We start from the raw sequence: 16,645 nt of genomic DNA on the forward strand, positions 1-16,645 counted from the left end.
CATGCACGACAACCTGATTGAAATTCGCGACCTTCGGGTCGCCTTCAACGGCCGCGAAGTGGTGCATGGCGTCAGCCTCGACATCCGCCGTGGCGAGTGCCTGGCGCTGGTGGGCGAATCCGGCTCGGGCAAATCGGTCACGGCGCATTCGATTCTGCGCCTGTTGCCGGCGAAAACCGTCAGCACGCAAGGCTCGATTCGTTACGACGGGCTGGATCTGGTCAGCGCCAGCGACAAGCAGTTGCGCAGCCTGCGCGGCAACCGCGTGGCGATGATTTTTCAGGAGCCCATGAGTTCGCTGAACCCGCTGCACACGGTCGAAAAACAGATCGGCGAAATCCTCGTCACCCATAAGGGCCTCAAGGGCAAGGCTGCGCTGAGCCGCACCCTGGAGCTGCTGGAACTGGTCGGCATTCGTGATCCGCTGTCCCGTCTCAAGGCGTATCCGCATCAACTGTCGGGCGGGCAGCGGCAGCGCATCATGATTGCCATGGCGCTGGCCAACGAACCGGATCTGCTGATCGCCGACGAGCCGACCACCGCGCTGGACGTGACCGTGCAGGTGAAGATTCTGGAGTTGCTCAAGTCCCTGCAACAGCGGCTGAACATGTCGCTGCTGCTGATCAGCCACGACCTCAATCTGGTGCGGCGCATCGCCCAGCGGGTCTGCGTGATGCGTGAGGGCGAGATCGTCGAGCAGGCCGATTGCCAGACCCTGTTCGACAGCCCGCATCACCCTTACAGCCGTCTGCTGATCAATGCCGAGCCGGATGGCGAACCGGTACCGTCCACGCACAGCAACACGCTGTTGTCGGTACAGGACCTGAAGGTCTGGTTCCCGCTGGGCAAGGCCTGGTTCAAGCGTGAGCCGCAGTATGTGAAGGCGGTGGACGGGGTGAGTTTCGAGCTGCTCAAGGGCAAGACGCTGGGCATTGTCGGCGAGTCGGGTTCGGGCAAATCGACCCTGGGCCAGGCGACTTTGCGCCTGGTCGATTCAGAGGGCAGCATCCGCTTCGGTACCAAGGAACTGAGTCTGCACAGCCAGCACCTGATGCGCCCGTTGCGCCGTCAACTGCAGGTGGTGTTTCAGGACCCGTTCGGCAGCCTCAGCCCGCGCATGACTGTGGAACAGATCATTGCCGAGGGCCTGGTGACGCACAACATCGGTACGCCGAAAGAGCGTGAACAGACCGTGATCCGCGTGTTGCAGGAAGTCGGCCTGGACCCGGCCACCCGGCATCGTTACCCGCACGAGTTTTCCGGCGGTCAGCGCCAGCGTATTTCCATCGCACGGGCGCTGGTGCTTGAACCGGATCTGATCCTGCTCGACGAGCCGACCTCGGCGCTCGACCGGACCGTGCAAAAGCAGATCGTCGCCCTGCTGCGCGATCTGCAAATCCGTCATGGCCTGACGTATCTGTTTATCAGCCATGACCTGGCGGTGGTTCACGCCCTGGCCCATGACCTGATCGTCATCAAGGACGGCAAGGTCGTCGAACAGGGCCCGTCCCGCGAGATCTTCGCCGCACCGCAGCAGGCCTACACTCAGGAACTGCTGCGTTCGTCGGGGCTGGTGTTTGCCTGAGCGCGAAAACTACGCGTGAAAGCTCTGGCCCAGCGCTTCCAGGCGGATGGCCAGTGGTGACAGGCTCTGGCTGCTGGTCGCCAGCACACCGATATTGGCGGCGGTGTGTTCGGCGATGGTCTGCACCGAACGCAACTGATCGGCCATTTCCCGGCTGACGGCGGACTGCTGTTCGGTCGTCGTGGCAATCAGGCCGTTGAGCCGGGTGATATGGCCGATGCCTTCGCCGACGGCGCGCAGGGATTCCGAAGCACGCTGGCTGTCCTCGACACAACGCCCGACACCTTGCAGGCTGTCGTTCATGGCCGTAGCGGCCTGACGACTGCCTTTTTGCAGGTCTTCGATGATGGTCTGGATTTCCTTAGTCGAGGCTGCTGTGCGCTGCGCCAGGTTGCGTACCTCATCGGCCACCACCGCAAAGCCTCGGCCCTGCTCACCGGCGCGGGCGGCTTCGATTGCGGCATTGAGGGCCAGCAGGTTGGTCTGCTCGGCAATGCTGCCGATCACGTCCAGCACCTTGCCGATCTGTTCTGACTGGTTGGCCAGGGCTTGTACGGTCTCATCGGTGGTCGTGATGCGTGCGGCAAGCTGGGTGATTTCGCTCTGCGCACGGTCGACACTGTCGCGCCCATGGGCGACCTGATCGCTGGCGTCACCGGCCCGCTGCACGGCTTGCGCGACGTGGCTGGATATATCGTTCATGGCATCGCCCATGCGCTGCATCGCGCCGGTCATGCGCGCGATTTCACTGAGCTGATGCTGTGCACCGGTTTCCAGCGTACTGCTGGCCTTGGCGAGGTCATGACCCAGTTCGCCAAGCCCGCGAGTGTCACGCACCACGCCGTCGACCAGGCCGGTGATCTGCGCCAGAAACTGCTCGAACCGCTGCGCCAGCGAGACATGTTTGCCCGACTGCTGGCTGGACTGGCTATCGGTGGAGAACTGGTTGGTGGTGGCCAGCATCCGGTCCAGCATGTCCTGATTCTCGACCGCCTCGGCCTGATTCTGCACGGCCAGGTACACCAGAATCGCGCTTTCGACCACCACATACACCGCATGCACAAGCACCATGCTCCAGCCGAAGCCGTGGTGCATGACGTACACCGGGAAGCCGGAATGCTGCAGGGCATGGAAACCGATGTGGTGGAGAGCGATGGTGACGGCAGCGACCAGAATCGGCAGCCAGTCGCGGTAGAAGGTAAGCACTGCCAGCAGGACGAAGATGCCGAAATGTATCTCGACCTGCCCGTGGGTCTGATTGATGTGCAGCGCGGTCATGACCATCAGGCCTACCCCGAAACAGCAACGCATCAATCGGGTGCCGCCGATGGCCCGATACAGCCCGGTCAGCACCACCGCGGTGCCGCCACCGACGACGACTGCCTGGGTGAAGGTGTCGAACCAGAACGCCAACCCCAGCGCGTAGATGAACAACAGCCAGATCAGACCCAGCATGATCCGGTCGGCCTTGCGGTAATGGTCAAGGAAACTATGGGCTACGGGCATCGAACACATCCTTTTGAAATCCATGGCGACAGGGGCTCCTGCCGGTTTTCAAATCTGCACGAGCAAAAGCCCGGCCAAAGTGCCGTCCGGATAGTAGCCCTATGCCAGAATTTCAGACATACATATTCTTTGCCCGGTATTCAGGGCTGCGTATGCATGCAGCGTAGATCTGTGACGCGGAGCGTCACGCAAGGCATCCCACTGGAGCGTGAGGAACGATAGTCAGCAGGTAGGTCGCGGAACGGGTGTAGCACGAGGTGTTCGGGCGAACGCTATCGTGCCCGTGCTCCGCGTGGGTATGCCGTTCTGGACGCTCCGCGTCCTCTTTTGGCTAGTGTTTCAATGGCGCAGCAATTTGCGCAGCGGCACGCCGTCTTTCATGACCGGGGATTTGATGACGATGTAGCTGAAGTACTTGGAGATGCCGATGTTTTTGTCCAGCAGTTCTTCGATCACTTCCTGGTAATGCTGAATGCTGCGGGTCATGAAGCGCACCAGGTAATCGTAGCCGCCGCTGATCAGGTGGCATTCCAGCACTTCGTCGACGTGGCGGATGTTGGCTTCGAATTTGGCGAAGTCTTCGCGCTTGTGGTCGCTGAGCGAGATTTCCGTGAACACCGTGACCGATTCGGTGATTTTCGCGAGATTGAGATGCGCCTTGTAACTGGAGATGTAACCCGCCGACTCAAGTCGTTTGACGCGTTGCAGGCAAGGGCTCGCGGAAAGCCCGACTGCATCGGCCAGGCTGACGTTGGTCATGCGCCCGTCTTTCTGGAGTTCTACCAGGATATTGATATCAATCCGATCCAGTTTGACCAAGCCTTCCATTACCTACCTCATGTATTGCCATTCACCGTGCCTACCTTCTAGCAAAATCAGCGCCGTAAAGACAGCTGATGCTGAGCAACCAGATCCGCCATGCTGTTGATGCAGATATCTGCGGCGCAGGGCTGGCTGTGCTGTTCGCGGCTGCGGCGGATCAGGCACAGCCCGCCGAGGCCCGGAGCAGAGGCTGGTGGGCGGGATACCAGCAAGGTGTCTCGGGTGTCCAGATCCATCTTGGCAAGCCAGCGCGTGTCGTCCAGCGGGTGCGTGGTCAACGACAGCAAACTGTCAGCCTCAAGCCCCAATCGCTCGCACAGCAGGCCGCGATCCTGCAGATCGCGGTCGGCGTACACCAGCAATCGATAGAACTTGCGCAGGTAGAGCATCGCGCCGGGCGCATCCTCGAACAGCGTCCAGTTCGGCACCGAGCGGGCGAAGCTCATGCCTTCCTCCCAACTCGCCTTGATCCCCAGTCGTTCGGCCAGCTGGCGATGCGCAAAGCACAACAGTCCGCTGAAACCCAATTCGTCAAAGCGCGGGTACAACGTGCGGATGACATCATGGAATTCAGCGAGTACCTGGTCTTTGCCGGGTGTGTTCAGACCGTTGTCCAGCAACGGCTGCAACGCCGTCCAGACACCGGAATCACGGTCCACCAGCACTTCATCACAATCGATCAACAGTGCGCGGTAATCAATAAGCCCCATGGCAGGCAACGTCTCCATTCAACAATGATCCCCAGCGCGGGTGATCGCAGCGTCTCACGACAGCCGCGACCACGCTTGCGCTCAGCTGGACTTCAATACTCGTGCCAAGGCCGCGTCGAGAATGCCCAGCGCTTCATCGATCTGCTGCTCGGTGGTCACCAGCGGGGCGAGGAATCGCAGGACGTTGCGGTACACGCCGCACTTGATCACCAGCAGGCCACCGAGGCGTGCCTGGTCGATGATCTTCTGGTTGAGGTCGGCGTCCGGGCTGCGTGCCGCGTCATTCTTGACCATCTCCATGGCGAGCATGAAACCCGTACCGCGCACGTCACCAATGCAGGCGTAACGCTCTTTGAGCGCGAGCAGACCCGCACGCAGGTGTTTGCCCAGCTGTTCGCCACGCGCCAGCAGGTTTTCTTGCTCATAGGTGTCGATCACTGCCAGTGCCGCGGCGCAGGACAGGGCATTACCGCCGTAGGTGCCGCCCAGGCCGCCCGGAAGCGGTGCATCCATGATCTCGGCACGCCCGACCACGCCCGACAGCGGCATGCCGCCCGCAAGGCTCTTGGCCACGGTCACCAGATCAGGCTGGATGCCCGAATGCTCGAAGCCGAACCATTTGCCGGTACGCCCGAAACCGGACTGGATTTCATCGGCAATCAGCACGATGCCGTGTTGTTCGGTCAGGGCACGCAAGGCCTTCATGAACTCCACTGGCGCAGTCAGGAAGCCGCCGTCACCCTGCATCGGCTCGATCAGAATCGCCGCCACGCGCTCCGGTGCGACCTGAGTGGCCAACAGCTCGTGCAACGCCGCCAGCGCCACGTCGGTGGTCACGCCGCGGTATTCGTTCGGGTACGGCGTGTGGAACACTTCGGGGGCCATCGGGCCGAAATTCTGTTTGTACGGCTGGCTCATGCCGGTCAGCGTGGTGCCGAGCAGCGTACGGCCATGAAAGCCGCCCCGGAACGAGATGATCGCCGGGCGATTGGTGTGGGCGCGGGCGATTTTCACCGCGTTTTCCACGGCTTCGGCGCCGGAGGTGAAAAGCACGGCCTTGTGATCGATACCGCTCTGGCCTGCGATCAACAGGCTCAAGCGTTTGGCCAGGTCGATATAGGGCTGGTAGGAGGCCACCTGAAAGCAGGCGTGGGTGACTTTGGTCAGCTGCGCCTGAATCGCCGCGACCACGTTGGGGTGGTTGTGGCCGATGTTCAACACGCCGATACCGCCGACGAAATCCAGATAGCGCTTGCCATCGACGTCCCACAATTCAGAACCCTGGGCGCGGTCGATGACCAGCGGGTGGGCCGTGACAATGCCACGCGGCACAAACTGGTCGCGCTGGCGGATCAGATGAGGGGTGTCGTCGACTTTGCTGTTCATGGTTTTACCTATCATGGGCCAGGCAGCCGGCGGGGGTGGCTGCGATGCTGTTCAGGTTAAGCGTTCAGCGAAATGATCTACGCCGAACTTCGCCCCTCAAAAGTCCATATCGACTGTTTTTCGCATTGCAAACGGCAGATTCCTTCATGCCCGCACATCACCATGCAATCTGCCGGGCAGCGGCGCTTTTCGGACTTTAGAGGGGCCTGGAAGCAGTCCTTTTCGACAGATCATGCTTTGCTTTTACGGCATGATGGGGCTCATCTTTCATGCTCAGGAAACGCCCATGCCCGCCCTGCTCTACAAAGCCGATCCCGCACGTGCCGAACGCTGGCGCGTCCTGTTTGCCGAGCACGCGCCAGACATTGAATGGCGGGTATGGCCAGACATCGGCGACCCGGCCGACATCCACTATCTGGGCGCCTGGCTGGCGCCCGATGATCTTCAGGAACTGCTGCCCAACCTGAAAGTGCTGTTCGCCCTGTCGGCGGGTGTGGACCAGCTGGACCTGAGCCGTATTCCGAAAGCACTGCCGGTGGTGCGTCTGCTGGACCCTGGCATCAGTCACGCGATGTGTGAGTACGCAACCTTTGCCGTGCTGAGCCTGCACCGGGAAATGCTGCGTTATCGGCAGCAGCAGGTTGAAGGCGTCTGGAAAGCCCACCCGCTGATACCGGCGAACCAACGGCGAGTCGGCGTGATGGGGCTGGGCTTGCAGGCGCAGCATATTCTGTCGAGCCTCAAACCGTTCGGTTTCCAACTGTCGGGCTGGGCGCGCAGCGCGCATCGAATCGACGCTGTGCAGTGCTATGCCGGGGAAGAGCAACTGGACGCATTTCTGGGGCAGTGCGACATTTTGCTGTGTGTCCTGCCGCTGACCGGCCAGACCGAGGGCATCCTCAATGGCCGGCTTTTCGAGCAGCTGCCCGAAGGTGCTGCACTGATCAATATGGGCCGTGGTGGGCATCTGGTGGAAGCGGATCTGATTGAAGCGCTGGACAGCGGCCAACTCAGCGCTGCAGTGCTGGATGTGCTGCAGCAGGAACCGGCAGCAGCCGACCATCCGTTCTGGGCACACCCGAAGATCCTGCTGACCCCGCATGTGGCGGCCATGACCCAGCCGGAAAGCGCCTTTCCTGGCCTGCTCGATAACATCCGCCGCTTTGAACGCGGTGAAGCGATGCAAGGACAGGTGGATCGCGGCCAGGGTTACTGACGGATGATCGTTCCCACGCTCCGTACCCAGCGTCATACACAAGTCTGCTTTTGATTCTGGCCGCAGGCCGTAGGAGCGAGCCGGGCGACGCTTCGCTTGTTCGCGAAGGGGACTCGCTGTTTTCTCCGCCTCTACAACCCGCCCACATGAAACGCCTTCACTTCTAGGTATTCATCCAGTCCGTAGCTGGAGCCTTCGCGGCCCAGGCCGGATTGTTTGATGCCGCCGAACGGGGCGACTTCCATGGAGATGATGCCGGTGTTGAGGCCGACCATGCCGAACTCCAGCGCCTCGCCGAAACGCCATGAGCGGCGCAGGTCCTGGGTGAAGTAATACGCACCAAGGCCATAAGGCGTGGCGTTGGCCAGTGCCAGGGCTTCGGCTTCATCTGTGAAGCGCATCAGCGGTGCGACCGGCCCGAAGGTTTCTTCGTTGGCCAGCAGCATACCCGCGTGGGTATCGCCCAATACCGTGGGCTGGACGAACTGGCTGGTGCCGTCGGGAGAACCGCCGTGCAGCAGTTTCGCCCCCTGGCTCAGTGCATCGTCGATATGCCGGGCGACTTTGCTGACCGCCGCCGGATTGATCAGCGGGCCGATGGTCACGCCCTCTTCCAGACCGTTGCCGACCTTGAGCTTGCTCACTTCTTCCACCAGCCGTGCAGCAAAACGGTCGTAGATGCCGTTTTGCACCAGAATGCGGTTGGCGCACACGCAGGTCTGCCCGGCGTTGCGGAATTTGCTGAGCATGATGCCCGTCACTGCCTGTTCCAGGTCCGCGTCATCAAAGACGATGAAGGGTGCGTTGCCGCCCAGCTCCAGGCTCAGACGCTTGATGTGTTCGGCGCTCTGGCGCATCAGCAGACGGCCGACCGGCGTCGAACCGGTGAAGGAAATCTTGCGCACTACCGGGTTGCTGGTCAGCTCTTCGCCAATCCCGGTGGGCATGCCAGTGATGACGTTGAACACCCCGGCAGGAATGCCCACGCGTTCGGCCAGCACCGCCAGCGCCAGGGCTGACAAGGGCGTGAGGTCCGATGGCTTGACGATGATCGGGCACCCGGCAGCCAGGGCCGGCGCGCACTTGCGGGTGATCATGGCGTTGGGGAAGTTCCACGGCGTGATCGCGGCACAGACACCCACTGGTTGCTTGAGGGTCATCAAGCGACGGTCTGCACTGGGCGCGGGAATGGTTTCACCATACGAGCGGCGCGCCTCCTCGGCGAACCATTTGACGAAGCTGGCACCGTAGCGGATCTCGCCGCGCGACTCGTTCAGTGGCTTGCCCTGCTCAAAGGTCATGATCTGCGCCAGGTCTTCGACGTTGTCGAGCATCGCCTGATGCCAGCGCTCCAGCAGCGCCGCGCGTTCGGCTGCGGGACGTGCGCGCCAGGCCGGCCAGGCGCGATCAGCCGCTTCGATGGCGCGCAGGGTTTCGACGCCCTGCAGGGCCGGCACCTGCGCCAGCGCCTCGCCGGTGGCCGGGTTGTTGATGGTCAGGGTGGCACCATCGTCAGCGCTGATCCATTGCCCATCGACGTAGGCGCGGTCTACCAGCAGGCTGGGGTCTTTCAACTGATTCTTGAGCATGATCAAGTCCTGTTCCGGGGTGACTGCCAGTCTAGGCAGACGCCACAGTCCAGGATGCTGAAAGCGCGATAACGGCAGCGTCCGATGCTGAAATTTGCCTGCGGACGGCAGCCTCTACTGCTTCAACGACCCCAGCAGACTCTGCAAAAAGCGCTCGCCTGCGTCCATCTGACTCTCGTCGATAAACTCGTCCGGCTTGTGCGCCTGCTCGATGGAGCCTGGCCCGCAGACCACCACCGGCACGTTCAGGCGCCCGGCGAACAGACCGCCCTCGGTGCCATACGAGACCTTGATGTGCTGTGTGCCCGGTTCGGCAAACGCATGCAGCAGGCGCACTGCCTCAACGCTTGGATGGGTCTCCAGCGCCGGGTATTCGTTCATGACCTCGATCTCGATGTCTGCCACCCCCGACAGCTGTCGCGCTTCACGTACCAGCACCTCGGCACGCTCGCGCAATTGCTCCAGCAACGCATCAGGGTTGTCGCCCGGCAGGTTGCGGTACTCGAATTCCAGGGTGCACAGGTTGGGCACGATGTTCAGCGCCTTGCCGCCATCGATACGGCCGATGTGCACGGTGCTGTAAGGGATGTCGTAACCCTCGTCACGCGCGCCTTGCTGTTCGATCTGCTTCTGGCTCTTGCGCAGTTCGGCGATGAAATCGCTGGCCAGGTGAATCGCGTTGACCGCGCGCGGTGCCAGCGAGGAATGCGCCTCCTGACCTCGACAGAAGGTGCGATAGGACGCCTTGCCCTTGTGGCCGACGGCGAACTGCATCAGGGTCGGTTCGCCAACCACGCACAGAAACGGACGTACCGGTGCCAGATGCAGGACATCGAGCAGACGCCGCACACCGACACAGCCGATCTCTTCGTCGTGGGACAGCGCCAATTGCAGCGGGCGCATCAGGGTCATGTCTGCGGCATCGAGCATTGCGTCGATAGCCAGGGCGATAAAGCCCTTCATGTCGCAGGTGCCACGGCCGTAGATGCGCCCGTCACGCAGGGTTGCCTGAAATGGTGGCATGGTCCACGCCTGACCGGCAGCCGGCACCACGTCGGTGTGGCCGGACAGCAGCACGCCGGGGACATCTTTCGGTCCGGTGCTGGCGAACAGGTTGGCTTTCTTGCCGGTCTCGTCCTTGACGATCAGCGACTCGATGCCTTTGCTGGCCAGCAGTTCGCGGATGTATTCGATCAGCGCCATGTTCGGCTCCGACGACACGGTGTCGAAGGCGATCAGACGCTTGAGGATTTCCAGTGCGCGGGGGCTCATGAGGCTTTACTCGTCTGTTCGGTGAGGTTGTCCACAAGGCTGACGTCAAACCGGCGGATGTCGAACGGGCTGATCGAGGTGCTGGTCGTGCCGGTGCTGATCAGTTCGGCCATCACGTCGCCCACGCCCGGACCGAGCTGGAAGCCGTGGCCGCAGAAGCCGAACGCATAGAACAGGCCGTCGATCTTGCCGCTGCGGCCCATCACCGGCAGCGAGTCCGGCGTGTAGCCTTCGATGCCGCTCCACACGCGGATGATGTTCAGGTTGCCGACACCGGGCAACAGGCGACGCATCTGCTGTACCTGATTGACGATGCTGCGCGGCTCGACATAGGCGCGGCGGTTGATCATGTCCGGCTTGCTGCGAAAACCCCCGCCGATGATGATGTTGCCGCGGGCGATCTGCCGGAAGTAGATCACTTCGTGAGGGATTTTGGTGAACACGCCGATCACTGTCGGCAGTGCATACGGGACCGGCTCGGTGACGGCCATCTGCGGACCATGGGTGTCCAGCGGTACGGACTCGCCAAACTGCGTGGAGAGTTTCTGTCCCCAGGCGCCAGCGGTGATCAGCAACTGATCGGCGCTGAAAATGCGCCCGTCAGTGGTGGTGACTTCGAATTCGTTACCGACCTTTTCCACATGGGCCACTTCGGTACGCTCTTCGATCCGCGCCCCGACCCGAATCGCTGCGCGGGCGAAAGCCGGTGCCGCCAGACGCGGGTTGGCGTGGCCGTCGTGCGGCGCATAAGACCCGCCCTTCACGTCGGGGCCAAGAAACGGAAAGCGCTCGTGCAGCGCTTTCCCGCTGTAGATTTTCAGGTCCAGCTCACGGGCTTCCGGGGCCGCTGCGTAGGCTTCCAGCTCGGCGATTTCGTCCTCGCGATAGCAGACGCGCATGTGGCCGCTGGGCAGAAATTCCAGGTCTTCACCGATCAGCTCCGGCAGCCGCTGCCAAAGGGCTCTGGAGCGGTTGGCGAGTTCCAGCTGACCGAGATGCCGGCCCTGACGTCGCACGTTGCCGAAGTTCACGCCGCTGGCGTACTGACCGATCACGTCGCGCTCCAGCAGCGTCACTGACTTGCCGCGCTGGCGCAGAAAGAACGCTGATGCCGAGCCCATGAAGCCGCCGCCAACAATCAGTACGTCCACCTTTGCTTGCTTCATGACATCACCTCGTCGATCAGCATCGACAACGGTTTGACCGGTGCCTGACCGCGCTGACGACCGACCTGTTCGACCGGCACGCCGGCTTCGGCTGCGATCACCTCGGCCCCGGCCTGCGAGCAGTAACGGCCCTGGCAGCGGCCCATGCCGACGCGACTGAAAGCCTTGGCGCGGTTGACTTCGCAGGCGCCCTTTTCTCGTACGACGCCGCGCAATTCGCCTGCGCTGATCATCTCGCAGCGGCAGACAATGGCGTCATCGGGCAAGGCAGCCGCCTGGGCCGCAGGCCACGGAAACGCTTCGGCCAGCCCGACCCGAAAGCGATCCATCGCCACCAGACTCTTGCGCACTTCTGCCTGACGCGAGTTATCCACAGGTCGACCGAGGTCTTCCAGCAGCGCCATCGCCACCAGTCGACCGGCCTGTTCCGCCGCATCGGCGCCACGAATCTTCGCGCCGTCACCTGCGGCGTAAAAACCTTTGACCGAGGTACGTCCCTCTTCATCGACTGCCAGCACCCATTGCCCGGACGCTTCGTCGAAACGTAACTGGCAGCCGGCCAGATCAGCCAGCTGGGTTTCCGGACGCAGGTGATAACCCAGCGCCAGGGCATCGCAATCGACGTTCAGCGCGGTGCCATTGGCCAGCTTCACACGCACGCCGGTCACGCCGTCCTGTTCGCTGCCGATGATTTCCTCGGGCTGCACGCCCAGATGCACCGGCACCCCGGCGCTGTACAGTTGGCCCAGCAGTTTCATGCCGTTGAACAGCAGACCGGGACGCGCCAGCAATTTGGGCATTGCGCTGACGCGTTTGCCGAACGGTGAGGTGTCCAGCACTGCGGCGACATCGGCACCGGCTTTGACGTATTGGCTGGCGACCAGGTACAGCAGCGGGCCGCTGCCCATGAACACCACGCGACTGCCAATCGAGACCGATTGCGACTTGAGCGCAATTTGCGAGCCGCCGAGGCTGTAGGTGCCTGCCAGTTGCCAGCCCTTGATCGGCATCAGACGGTCGGTGGCCCCGGCACACAGGATCAGCGCGTCGTATTCGACCACGGTGTGTACGCCCTGACTGGCACAGCACAGCTCGCCGTGGGTCAGGTTCCAGGCCAGGGTGTCGGGGCGGTAATCGATCTGCGGGCGCAAGCGATCGAAGCTTTCATGCAGGTCACGCGCTTTGGCCGCTTCGGTGCCATACAGCGCCGAATAATCGCGCTTGAAGCCTTCTGGCTGACGGCGATAGATCTGCCCGCCGTCACGCCGGTTTTCGTCGATCAGGATCGGTTTGATGCCCGCAGCCAGCAAGGTTTCGGCGCAGCGGGTGCCTGCCGGGCCGGCGCCGATGATGACCACTCTCGGGCTGCCAGGGTTGCGAACGTCTAACCGTGAAGAAGTGGCCATTTCGCCTCCGGTTGGGTGGTGACGATGTCGAGTCCGTCGCGGACTTCGTTGGAGCAGGCGCGCAGCCGCTCACCGCTGCGGGTCCAGACCCAGCAATCCTGGCAGGCACCCATCAGACAGAAACCTGCACGGCGTCCCGGGTCGAACTCGGACTGGCGTAACGTGGCCTTGCGGGTCAGCAACGCCACCATCAGCGTATCGCCCTGTAATGCCTCGATAGGCGCGCCATCGACCATCAGGCTCACGACCGGGCGATCACGCTCGCCCAGCCTCACAAAACGGCCATTCATGCGTAAGCTCCGACGATTTCAGGATTCAGATTTTCTTGCACGGCCTGCAGCTCGTCGCTGTCGCGGTGGCAAAGGATTTCGCTGCCACCTGCGATCACGCGGCGGCCCGGCGCGGTCTTGTTGCACAGGCCTTCGATTCGGGCCGGGCAGCGATTGAGGAAGGTGCACAGCTCCGGATTGTTGGCCGGTGCGCTGATGGGCGGCAGGTTGCCGCTGGTTACACCGCAGGTTTCCAGCCAGCCCTGACGCAGTTCCGGCACCGAATGCACCAGTAGATCGGTGTAGGGGTGGAACGGCATTCGGCCGAAGGCTTCGCGGCTGCCCTCTTCGACCTTGTGGCCGCTGTACATCACCACGATGTCGTCGCACAGCGCGCGAACGGTGGAGATGTCGTGGCTGATGAACAGGTAGGAAACCCCCAGCTTGCGGCGCAGTTCGCCGAGCAGTTCAAGGATGCAGGCACCCACCACCGTATCCAGTGCCGAGGTCACTTCATCACAGAGAATCAGGTCCGGCTTGGCCGCCAGCGCGCGAGCCAGGTTGACGCGTTGTTTCTGCCCGCCCGAGAGTTCGTTGGGACGCCGCTCGGCCAGCTCGCGGGGCAGGCGCACCAGGTCCATCAGTTCATCGATGCGCTCGCGCAGGGCCCTGCCCTTCAGGCCGAAATACATCTTCAGCGGGCGCGCCAGAATTGCGCTGATACTGTGCATCGGGTTGAGTGCGGTGTCGGCGTTCTGGAACACCATCTGGATGCGCCGGAACTGTTCTTCGGTACGACCCGCCAGGGTGCCGGACAACTCGGCACCGTCGAACGTCAGGCTGCCATGCGCCGGGTCCAGAAGACCGGCGACCACACGGGCCAGCGTCGATTTGCCCGAGCCTGACTCGCCGATCACGCCGATGGCCTGACCACGGCGGATGGTCAGGTCGATGTCTTCCAGCACGCGAATCATCGGCATGCCCTGCAGGTTCTTTTTGCCGTAGCCCGCCGTCAGGCCCGTGATGGTCAACAGCGTGCTGTCCTTGACCACTTCGCTGGCCGGGCTCAGCACTTTATCCGGACGCGCCGCCGCCAGCAGGCTGCGGCTGTAGGCGTCCACGGGTCCCTTGAGCAGCGCGGCGGTGCTGCTGGTTTCGATGATCTGCCCACCGTTGAGCACCACGATCTGATCGGCCATCTGCGCCACCACCGCAAGGTCGTGGGAGACATAAACCGCAGTGGCACCCCGGTCACGGACTACCCGCTTGAACGCGCGCAGCACGTCGATCTGCGTGGTGACGTCCAGTGCGGTGGTCGGCTCGTCGAGGATCACCAGCAACGGATCACTGATCAGCGCCATGGCCGCCATGACGCGCTGCAACTGACCGCCCGAGACCTGATGCGGATAACGTCGACCGATGCTTTCCGGATTGGGCAGGGCCAGATCGCGGAACAGCTCGACCGCCTTGGCTTCCAGTTCCGCGCGGCTGCCCAGGCCGTGAATCAACGCACCTTCGATCACCTGATCGATCAGCTTTTTCGCCGGGTTGAAGGCCGCTGCGGCGCTTTGCGCAATGTAGGAAACGCGATTGCCACGCAGGCCCTGCAATTGGCTTTCGGGCAGGCTGAGCATGTCGTGCTCGCCCACTTGAACCACCCCGCCGGCCAGCTTGCAACCGCGTCGGGCGTAACCCAGCAGGGCTAGCGCGATCGTGGTCTTGCCGGAGCCCGACTCGCCGATCAGTGCCAGCACTTCACCTTTTTCCAGCGCAAAGCTGACGCCTTTGACAATCTCCAGCTCGCCATGGTCGCCATGGTCGCCATCGGCAACTACGCGCAGGTCTTGCACACGAATCAACTGGCTCATCTCAATGCCCTCCCGAACGACGACCACGCCGCGAGGCCAGCCGGTCGATGAGCAGGTTCACGCCGATGGTCAGAGTGCCGATGGCCAGTGCCGGGATCACGATGGCCGGCGCGCCCTGGCTGAGGCCACCGATGTTCTCGCGGACCAGCGAGCCAAGGTCGGCGTCAGGCGGCTGTACACCGAGCCCCAGAAAGCTCATGCCGCTGAGCAGCAAGACGATGAAGCCGAAGCGCAGGCCCAGGTCGGTCATGACCGGGTTGAGCATGTTCGGCAGGATTTCCCGGCAGGCAATGTAGATACGGCCCTCGCCGCGTGTGCGTGCCACTTGCACGTATTCCAGCGCCTCGATATTCACCGCCATGCTGCGCGCGATCCGAAACGCGCCTGGTGTGTAGCTCAGCACCGCCGTGCAGATCAGCAGCACCTCGGACGAGCCGAATGCCGACACCATGATCAGCGCCAGCATTTTGCTGGGGATCGAGATGAACGCGTCCATCAGGCGGCTGATGATTTCGTCCAGCCATTTTGGCGCGACCACCGACAGCAGCGCGCACAGCGTCCCGATGCCGCTGGCCAGTACGGCAGAAATCAATGCCAGGCCGACGGTGAAGCGCGCGCCGACCAATACGCGGCTGAGCATGTCGCGACCCAGGTAGTCAGTACCGAATGGATAGGCTGCGCTCATGTTTTCGAACATGTTGTCGGAGACCACTTCGCCCACCGGATGCGGTGCGAGCCAGGGGCCGAACAGGGCGACCATCAACCAGATGAAGCACACCGTTGCGCCCAGCAGGCCAAGCCATGAGGTCGGACGGGACACCTTTTTGCGAAGCACCGGTTGCGGCGCCGCAGGCGTCGATTTCGCAATGAATTGAGTCATTGGTTTCTCAGCCTCGGATTGGAAAGAATTGCACACAGGTCGGCCATCAGCACCAACCCAAGGTAAGCGGAGCAGAACAGCATCGTGCAGCCCTGCACCAGGGCCATGTCACGGTTGGTCACGGCATCGACCATCAGGCTGGCGATGCCGGGATAGTTGAAGATGGTCTCGACGATGACGACGCCGCCGAGCAGGTACGACAGGCTCAGTGCGACGGCGTTGACGATCGGTCCGATGGCGTTCGGCAAGGCATGGCGCAATACGATACGCACCGGGCTGACGCCCTTGAGGCGCGCCATTTCCACATACGCGCTGTCCAGCTGGTCAATGACCGCAGCGCGAGTCATGCGCGCCATCTGCGCCACGATCACGCAGCACAGGGTCATCACCGGCAACGCGTAGGTGCGCATGAACTGCCAAGGCGAGCTGACATCGGCGCCGTAGGACAGCGCGGACAGCCAACCCAGATTGACGGCGAAAATCAGCACCGCCAGCGTTGCCACCAGAAACTCGGGCACGGCGACCAGTGACAGGGTGATGAAATTCAGCGCGCTATCCAGGCGACTGCCGCGGTACATCGCTGCGCCAATCCCCAGCGCCAGCGCTACCGGCACCGATACCAGCGCGGTGGTGGCCGACAGCATCAGCGTTTTCGGGAAGCGTCCGGCAATCAGCTCGGAGACCGGCATCGCGTTGGAGACCGATTCGCCGAGGTTGCCGCTGAGCAGGTTGGTCAACCAATGCAGATAACGCACTACACCGGGTTGATCCAGGCCCAGCTTGATACGCAACGCCGCGACCTGTTCAGGCGTCGCGAATTGCCCAAGGGCCTGCTGCGCTGCGTCTCCAGGCAACACCGCGGTAATGGCGAAGACCACGATGGAAACGATCAACAACGTCACGATCGCCGCGCCGAAGCGCTGCACGATCAACCAGAGTGTGTTGCTATTCATCTGCGTCCTCCTGCTCG

Annotated in this window: 14 protein-coding genes; 2 read left to right on the forward strand and 12 right to left on the reverse strand. The window is 62.5% G+C overall.

Annotated features, from left to right (window positions below; genetic code table 11):
• Position 1 precedes the first annotated feature (1 nt).
• Entirely contained in the window at positions 2-1,585 is a 1,584-nt protein-coding gene (locus V476_RS11365) for an ABC transporter ATP-binding protein (protein WP_024959733.1), read from the forward strand.
• Positions 1,586-1,594: 9 nt separating this feature from the next.
• On the opposite strand, the gene V476_RS11370 is transcribed toward V476_RS11365, so the two are convergent.
• The 4 genes from V476_RS11370 to gabT all read right to left on the reverse strand — a co-directional run bounded on the left by V476_RS11370 (position 1,595) and on the right by gabT (position 6,009).
• Complete coding sequence (locus V476_RS11370; protein WP_024959734.1) at positions 1,595-3,091, reverse strand: methyl-accepting chemotaxis protein; 1,497 nt, start codon at positions 3,089-3,091, stop codon at positions 1,595-1,597.
• A 339-nt stretch (positions 3,092-3,430) separates the two neighbouring features.
• A complete protein-coding gene (locus V476_RS11375) occupies positions 3,431-3,919 on the reverse strand; it encodes an Lrp/AsnC family transcriptional regulator (RefSeq protein ID WP_002555947.1) in 489 nt (162 codons plus the stop codon).
• Positions 3,920-3,966: 47 nt separating this feature from the next.
• Positions 3,967-4,623 (reverse strand): HAD family hydrolase, encoded by a 657-nt coding sequence (locus V476_RS11380; protein WP_003437305.1) that lies wholly within the window; start codon positions 4,621-4,623, stop codon positions 3,967-3,969.
• Positions 4,624-4,704: 81 nt separating this feature from the next.
• Positions 4,705-6,009, reverse strand: coding sequence for a 4-aminobutyrate--2-oxoglutarate transaminase (gabT, locus tag V476_RS11385; protein ID WP_003437308.1), 1,305 nt, complete (start codon positions 6,007-6,009; stop codon positions 4,705-4,707).
• A 286-nt stretch (positions 6,010-6,295) separates the two neighbouring features.
• Between gabT and V476_RS11390 the strand changes: the two genes are divergently transcribed.
• The gene (locus tag V476_RS11390; RefSeq protein ID WP_016566871.1) at positions 6,296-7,225 is read left to right on the forward strand and encodes a 2-hydroxyacid dehydrogenase; all 930 of its coding nucleotides are present in this window, start codon (positions 6,296-6,298) and stop codon (positions 7,223-7,225) included.
• A gap of 131 nt (positions 7,226-7,356) precedes the next feature.
• On the opposite strand, the gene V476_RS11395 is transcribed toward V476_RS11390, so the two are convergent.
• From V476_RS11395 to V476_RS11430, 8 genes are all read right to left on the reverse strand, one after another.
• Positions 7,357-8,814 carry an NAD-dependent succinate-semialdehyde dehydrogenase gene (locus tag V476_RS11395; RefSeq protein WP_024959736.1) on the reverse strand — a complete coding sequence of 486 codons (1,458 nt, stop codon included), beginning with the start codon at positions 8,812-8,814 and terminating at the stop codon, positions 7,357-7,359.
• Between the two features lie 114 nt (positions 8,815-8,928).
• Entirely contained in the window at positions 8,929-10,086 is a 1,158-nt protein-coding gene (gene argE, locus V476_RS11400; protein WP_024959737.1) for an acetylornithine deacetylase, read from the reverse strand.
• Entirely contained in the window at positions 10,083-11,252 is a 1,170-nt protein-coding gene (locus V476_RS11405; protein WP_024959738.1) for an NAD(P)/FAD-dependent oxidoreductase, read from the reverse strand. The genes argE and V476_RS11405 overlap by 4 nt, the downstream gene beginning before the upstream one ends.
• Entirely contained in the window at positions 11,249-12,658 is a 1,410-nt protein-coding gene (locus tag V476_RS11410) for an FAD/NAD(P)-dependent oxidoreductase (protein WP_024959739.1), read from the reverse strand. The genes V476_RS11405 and V476_RS11410 overlap by 4 nt, the downstream gene beginning before the upstream one ends.
• The gene (locus V476_RS11415; RefSeq protein ID WP_003318115.1) at positions 12,637-12,948 is read right to left on the reverse strand and encodes a (2Fe-2S)-binding protein; all 312 of its coding nucleotides are present in this window, start codon (positions 12,946-12,948) and stop codon (positions 12,637-12,639) included. Before V476_RS11415 ends, V476_RS11410 begins: the two co-directional genes overlap by 22 nt.
• Complete coding sequence (locus tag V476_RS11420) at positions 12,945-14,795, reverse strand: ABC transporter ATP-binding protein (protein ID WP_024959740.1); 1,851 nt, start codon at positions 14,793-14,795, stop codon at positions 12,945-12,947. Before V476_RS11420 ends, V476_RS11415 begins: the two co-directional genes overlap by 4 nt.
• Before the next feature lies 1 nt (position 14,796).
• On the reverse strand, positions 14,797-15,675 hold the full coding sequence (locus V476_RS11425; RefSeq protein WP_003425791.1) for an ABC transporter permease: 879 nt from the start codon (positions 15,673-15,675) through the stop codon (positions 14,797-14,799).
• The gene (locus V476_RS11430) at positions 15,672-16,628 is read right to left on the reverse strand and encodes an ABC transporter permease (RefSeq protein ID WP_003318112.1); all 957 of its coding nucleotides are present in this window, start codon (positions 16,626-16,628) and stop codon (positions 15,672-15,674) included. Before V476_RS11430 ends, V476_RS11425 begins: the two co-directional genes overlap by 4 nt.
• Positions 16,629-16,645 lie beyond the last annotated feature (17 nt).

Source organism: Pseudomonas syringae KCTC 12500, assembly GCF_000507185.2.
Lineage (GTDB): Bacteria > Pseudomonadota > Gammaproteobacteria > Pseudomonadales > Pseudomonadaceae > Aquipseudomonas > Aquipseudomonas syringae.

Bases quoted from the DNA above. Each gene is read 5' to 3' on its own strand.
- V476_RS11365 (WP_024959733.1), top strand. From the start codon at position 2: ATGCACGACAACCTGATTGAAATTCGCGACCTTCGGGTCGCCTTCAAC.
- V476_RS11370 (WP_024959734.1), bottom strand. From the start codon at position 3,091: ATGCCCGTAGCCCATAGTTTCCTTGACCATTACCGCAAGGCCGACCGG.
- V476_RS11375 (WP_002555947.1), bottom strand. From the start codon at position 3,919: ATGGAAGGCTTGGTCAAACTGGATCGGATTGATATCAATATCCTGGTA.
- V476_RS11380 (WP_003437305.1), bottom strand. From the start codon at position 4,623: ATGGGGCTTATTGATTACCGCGCACTGTTGATCGATTGTGATGAAGTG.
- gabT (WP_003437308.1), bottom strand. From the start codon at position 6,009: ATGAACAGCAAAGTCGACGACACCCCTCATCTGATCCGCCAGCGCGAC.
- V476_RS11390 (WP_016566871.1), top strand. From the start codon at position 6,296: ATGCCCGCCCTGCTCTACAAAGCCGATCCCGCACGTGCCGAACGCTGG.
- V476_RS11395 (WP_024959736.1), bottom strand. From the start codon at position 8,814: ATGCTCAAGAATCAGTTGAAAGACCCCAGCCTGCTGGTAGACCGCGCC.
- argE (WP_024959737.1), bottom strand. From the start codon at position 10,086: ATGAGCCCCCGCGCACTGGAAATCCTCAAGCGTCTGATCGCCTTCGAC.
- V476_RS11405 (WP_024959738.1), bottom strand. From the start codon at position 11,252: ATGAAGCAAGCAAAGGTGGACGTACTGATTGTTGGCGGCGGCTTCATG.
- V476_RS11410 (WP_024959739.1), bottom strand. From the start codon at position 12,658: ATGGCCACTTCTTCACGGTTAGACGTTCGCAACCCTGGCAGCCCGAGA.
- V476_RS11415 (WP_003318115.1), bottom strand. From the start codon at position 12,948: ATGAATGGCCGTTTTGTGAGGCTGGGCGAGCGTGATCGCCCGGTCGTG.
- V476_RS11420 (WP_024959740.1), bottom strand. From the start codon at position 14,795: ATGAGCCAGTTGATTCGTGTGCAAGACCTGCGCGTAGTTGCCGATGGC.
- V476_RS11425 (WP_003425791.1), bottom strand. From the start codon at position 15,675: ATGACTCAATTCATTGCGAAATCGACGCCTGCGGCGCCGCAACCGGTG.
- V476_RS11430 (WP_003318112.1), bottom strand. From the start codon at position 16,628: ATGAATAGCAACACACTCTGGTTGATCGTGCAGCGCTTCGGCGCGGCG.